Origin of the sequence: Duganella sp. BJB1802, from assembly GCF_013369445.1 — a bacterium.
Lineage (GTDB): Bacteria > Pseudomonadota > Gammaproteobacteria > Burkholderiales > Burkholderiaceae_D > Rugamonas > Rugamonas vulcania_A.
On record NZ_JABWEF010000043.1, the window covers coordinates 1 to 4,534 of the forward strand.

5 protein-coding genes and 1 pseudogene are annotated in these 4,534 nt (G+C 69.4%); 2 read left to right on the top strand and 4 right to left on the bottom strand.

What is annotated here, in order from left to right; all coding sequences use genetic code 11:
• Positions 1–344 (bottom strand): annotated as a pseudogene (locus HUX88_RS31690) (PAS domain-containing sensor histidine kinase); the annotation flags it as partial.
• A 332-nt stretch (positions 345–676) separates the two neighbouring features.
• On the opposite strand from HUX88_RS31690, the gene HUX88_RS31695 reads away from it, so the two are divergent.
• Positions 677–883 carry a hypothetical protein gene (locus tag HUX88_RS31695; protein WP_117015741.1) on the top strand — a complete coding sequence of 69 codons (207 nt, stop codon included), beginning with the start codon at positions 677–679 and terminating at the stop codon, positions 881–883.
• A 2-nt stretch (positions 884–885) separates the two neighbouring features.
• On the opposite strand, the gene HUX88_RS31700 is transcribed toward HUX88_RS31695, so the two are convergent.
• Entirely contained in the window at positions 886–1,455 is a 570-nt protein-coding gene (locus HUX88_RS31700) for an Hpt domain-containing protein (protein WP_176364356.1), read from the bottom strand.
• Positions 1,452–2,408 (bottom strand): CAP domain-containing protein, encoded by a 957-nt coding sequence (locus HUX88_RS31705; protein WP_176364357.1) that lies wholly within the window; start codon positions 2,406–2,408, stop codon positions 1,452–1,454. Before HUX88_RS31705 ends, HUX88_RS31700 begins: the two co-directional genes overlap by 4 nt.
• A 195-nt stretch (positions 2,409–2,603) precedes the next feature.
• Here HUX88_RS31705 and pssA point away from each other — a divergent pair, with 195 nt between their 5' ends.
• Positions 2,604–3,359, top strand: a complete 756-nt coding sequence (pssA, locus tag HUX88_RS31710) for a CDP-diacylglycerol--serine O-phosphatidyltransferase (protein WP_176364359.1) — start codon at positions 2,604–2,606, stop codon at positions 3,357–3,359.
• 3 nt (positions 3,360–3,362) lie between these two features.
• Here the strand turns inward: pssA and HUX88_RS31715 are convergent, their stop codons facing one another.
• Positions 3,363–4,289, bottom strand: coding sequence for an aldo/keto reductase family oxidoreductase (locus HUX88_RS31715; RefSeq protein ID WP_176364358.1), 927 nt, complete (start codon positions 4,287–4,289; stop codon positions 3,363–3,365).
• Between the last annotated feature and the right edge of the window lie 245 nt (positions 4,290–4,534).

Sequence of the window (4,534 nt, forward strand, 5' to 3'; positions counted from 1 at the left end):
CCGTCGGTGTCGAGCAGCACGATGCTGTTGGCGCCGAGCTGCCCGACCAGGCCGGCGGCGCGCCGGTGGAAGCCGGCCAGGTCGCCGTCGTGCAGCAGGGTGGAGGTGCTCAGGATCCGCAGGGCCAGCTGGGTGGCCGCGATGTCGCGGTCGGTGGCGGCGATGATGGCGTGGGCGCGCGCCACGGTGTTGTCGATCAGCTGGGCGCGCTCCCGGTGGTAGAAGTTGACGATCAGGATGGCGGCCACCATGGCCACCGGCAGCACGCAGGCCAGCACCAGCAGCGCCAGGCTGGCGCGCACGCCGGGAGCGTGGGGCCGGGGCGGGACGGGCGCGGGTGTCATGGGCGGGCGGTTTATCGGCGGCGTCGGATCGGCGGAGGGATGGGACGATTGTAAGGATTCCGGCCGCCGCTGCCAACGCCGGCCGTGCCGAATCGCGGAGCGATGTTGCCAGTTGAACTCACTATCATGGACGACTTTTCAATTAAAAAATATTTCCTCACTCGGCGGGGAGCGCGGCGGGTCCACGCGGCGTCGTTTTTTGGCGTTTCGACGCATGAGGCGGCCACGCCGAACCTGCTATCATGGGTTGGTTGAGAATTCTCATGCGTGGGATATTCCGCTGAAGTAATCTTGCAACGTTGACCTGTGCTTTGCCTGGAAAGGAGGCGATCGTGGAACCGACACAAGAGAGCGTACCGGACGACGGCGCCGGCGCCGCGCCGCCCGTCACGGCGGCCACGGCCGCCGCCCGCACCCGCCACAGCCTGCCCCCCAAGGGCGCCTGCTGGTACTGCGACAAACCGTTAGACAATGTGCGCCGCTTCTGCGACAAGGAGTGCGCCGACGCCTTCGACGAGGAAAAGGAATACACCCGCTGACTTCAGGGCGCGCCGGCCCGCAGGCGCGCCAGCGCCGTCTCGAAATCGAACTGGTGGGCCGCCGCCGTCACCTGTTCGAACACCGCCACGCCCAGCCCGGCCGCCAGCGCCGTGGCCGACTGTTCCAGCACATCGATCGCCGCGCCGTCGCCCTCGTCGAGCAGGCGCGCCAGCTGCCGCACCAGCGCGCGCGCGCCCGGCGCCGGCCGCGCGGGCGCGGGCGGCACCTCGCGCGGCGTCTCGGCCGCCAGCAGCGCGCCGGTCTCCTCCAATAAACGCTCCAGCGCCTGCGCCAGCGGCGCCAGCGGCGCGTCGCCGCCGGCCGCCTCCAGCGCCCCCGCCAGCCGCGCCACCTGCTGCGCGCCGATCATGCCGGCCGCGCCCTTGAGCGTGTGGACGATGACCAGCGCGCGGTCGCGCTCGCCGGCGGCCAGCGCCGCGCCGGCCTCGGCCGCCGCGCCGCGGTAGCGCTGGCGGAAGCTGCGCAGGATGTGCAGGTACAGCGTGTAGTCGCCCATCAGCTGGTGCAGGCCGGCGGCCACGTGCAGCACCTCGTCGTCGGCCGGGTTCATCGCGTGGTGAAGGACCAGCTGCGGGTGACCGGCACGCCGGCCGCCAGGCCGCTGAAGCTGACGTCGTAGACCGTGCCGCCCTTGAGCGGCGCCAGCGGGATGATGGCGGCCACGGTCTCGCCGGTGTTGCTGTCGGTGGCGTGGCTGAGCAGGCGCACGCTGAGCGCGGCGCCGCCGCGCGGCGCCACCGTGAAGCTTTGCACGGTGATGCCGACGCCGTCGCGGATGGTGTCCGAGTGCACGCTGATCGGATAGCCGACCTCGTTCTGGTTGGGCACCGGGTCGGGCGATTCGCTGTCGCTGAAGAAGTTGGTCGGCACGCCGGTCTGGTTGGCGGCCGGGTAGTTGACGATGCGGCCCACGCCCAGGCCGGCGCCATAGCCGGCCACGGCGGTCAGGTCGGCGGTGAAGTAGGTGTAGTTGGCGCTGGTGGTCGCCGCGCCCGTGCCGACTTCCTTGAACACCGGCTCGAACATCACGAAGCGGTGGTAGATCGCGGTGATCAGTTCCTCGGCCTGGTAGAAGCCGGAGGCGTTGCCGGTGGCGGAGATGACTTCGCCGATGGCGTACGGTTTGGTGGCCTGGTAGCCGGCGTTGGTCAGGCGGTCGAGCAGCGTGGCGCCGGTGAAGCCGGGCAGGCCGGGCGTCTGTTCGTGGGTGACGGTGTTGTTCAGGCGCTGGTAGTCGGAATGGCCCTGGGCGGCGGCGTCGATGCGGGCGTTGCGCGCCAGCGTGGACAGGCCGAGCTGGGCGCGCCGGTAGTTGATCCAGTTGAACCCGTCCAGCGCGGTGTTGCCGGTAAAGGCGGGCGCGCCCGGCGACTGGCTCAGGTCGGGCGGGGTGCCGGTGGCGGCGGTGCTGGCGCCGCCACCGCCGCCGCCGCAGGCGGACAGCAGCATGGCGAGCAGCAGGGCTGGAAGGATGAGGGCGCTGCGTCGTCGGTGAGTAGCCATGAAAACTCCTGTGCGGTGGGCCGCCGGCCTGCGGCTGGCTGGTCCAATTCTATGTCAGATTTCGGTTGGGCAGCATCCGGTATGAGCCAGGAGGACGCGCTGTTAAAATGGTAAGCTTGCCGCTTTGCCGCCCGCAGCGAACCACGCGGAACTTTTTTGATTGCCTCCAATTTGAAGCCATTACACCATGCGCGCGTGCAGCGCGCCAAATTCGCCCTGCCCAGCATGGTCACGCTGATGTCGATCGCCTGCGGTTTCGGCAGCATCGTCATCTCGGTCGACAACGCCATGGTCGGCTCCGCCCACGACTACCGCCTGGCCGCCGTGCTGCTGGTGCTGGCCGGCGTGTTCGACGCGCTCGACGGCCTGGTGGCGCGCGCCACCAACACCTCGTCCGCCTTCGGCATGCAGCTCGACTCCCTGGCCGACATGATGAACTTCGGCTGCGCGCCGGCGCTGCTGCTGTACTGCTACGGCTTCGTGCAGCTGGGCGTGGAGCATCCGCAGCTGCTGCGCGTGGGCGGCATCGCCAGTTTCTTTTTTGTGGCCTGCGGCGCGCTGCGCCTGGCGCGCTTCAACGTCAATGTCGGCCGCACCGATCCGCGCTACTTCGTCGGCATGCCGAGCACGGCGGGCGCGGCCTGCGTGGCCTCGGTGGTGGTGGCCTGGCCGGACCCGGCGGCCTCCGTGCCGCATGGCGGCCTGATCGTCGCGCTGCTGTTCGTGGTGGGCGGGCTGATGGTGACGACCGTGCGCTTCCCCAGTTCCAAGCAAAAGAAAAGCATGGGCGCGCTGGTGCTGCTGCTGGTGAACCTGGGCCTGCTGGCCTGGCTGCGCACCCTGTACTTCGCGCTGTTCTTCGCGGTCTACATCACCGCCACGCTGGCGCTGAACTTGGCGTGGAAGCGCGGCTGGCGCGGCATCGCGCCGCCGCTGGTCTACCCGGACTGACGCCTACGCCACCTCGTGGCCGCGCGCGGCGCGCAGGATGGCGAACCACTGCTCGCGGCTCAGGCTGAACTGGGTGGCCTGCACCGCCTCGGCCACCGCCTCGATGCGGCCCGAGCCGGTCAACGGCAGCGGCCGGCTCGGCAGCTGCATGATCCACGCATACACCACGCTGCCGAACGGGCGATCCAGCGCGTCGGCCACCTGCTGGATGGCGGCCCGCACGCGTTCGCCGTCGGCGTCGTCGCGGCTGAACAGTCGGCCGCCGGCCAGCGCCGACCAGATCATCGGCGCCACGCCCAGGTCCTGCAGGCCGTCGAAGGTCTGGTCGAACATCGGCGCCACGTGCAGCGGCGAGAACTCCACCTGGTTGGTCGCCAGCGGAATGCGGCGGTGCAGGCACTCGAACTGGTGGCGGCTGAAATTGGACACGCCGAAATGCTTGACCTTGCCGTCCGCGCGCAGGCGCTCGAAGGCGCCGGCGATCTCGTCGAAATCCATCAGCGGATCGGGGCGGTGGATCAGCAGCAGGTCCAGGTGGTCGGTGCGCAGCTGGCGCAGCGAGTGCTCGGCCGAGGCGATGATGTGGCCGGCGCTGGTGTCGTAGTGCTGGATGGTGTGCGCCGGCCGCGCCGGGGTCACCAGCTTGATGCCGCACTTGCTCACCAGCTGCATGCGCGCGCGCAGCGACGGCTGCAGCGCCAGCGCCTCGCCGAACAGCGCCTCGACGCCGTAGCCGCCGTAGATGTCGGCATGGTCGAAGCTGCTCACGCCCATGGCCAGGCATTGCTCGATGAAGCCCACGCGCTGCTGCGGCGTCATCTTCCATTCGTTCATGCGCCACATGCCGGCCACGATGCGCGACAGGGCCGGTCCGCCCCGGCTGGTGGCGACGGCGGGACAGGTCAGGTCGGTGGGCGGGGTGTGGCTCATGGGCGCGCTTTCAGTGGGGAAGGGTGGCAGGGATTATAGCGACAAGCTTGCAGGATAGGCACGCCGCTGCTTGTTCGGCTGGAAATGAATTTTTCTGTGGCAAGTGCTTTTCGCCGGGATTTTCGTTGTATGATCGGCTCAGACAGTGGGTGATGGAGGGTGAGCAAGTGGGCTTCTTATCGTTTCTGAAATCCAAGCCGGAGGCCGCTCCGGAGCCGGCCGCCGCGCCCGCCCCAGCGGGCCCG

Coding starts and splice junctions, on each gene's coding strand:
- HUX88_RS31700 (WP_176364356.1), bottom strand. CDS start 1,455: ATGAACCCGGCCGACGACGAGGTGCTGCACGTGGCCGCCGGCCTGCAC.
- HUX88_RS31705 (WP_176364357.1), bottom strand. CDS start 2,408: ATGGCTACTCACCGACGACGCAGCGCCCTCATCCTTCCAGCCCTGCTG.
- HUX88_RS31715 (WP_176364358.1), bottom strand. CDS start 4,289: ATGAGCCACACCCCGCCCACCGACCTGACCTGTCCCGCCGTCGCCACC.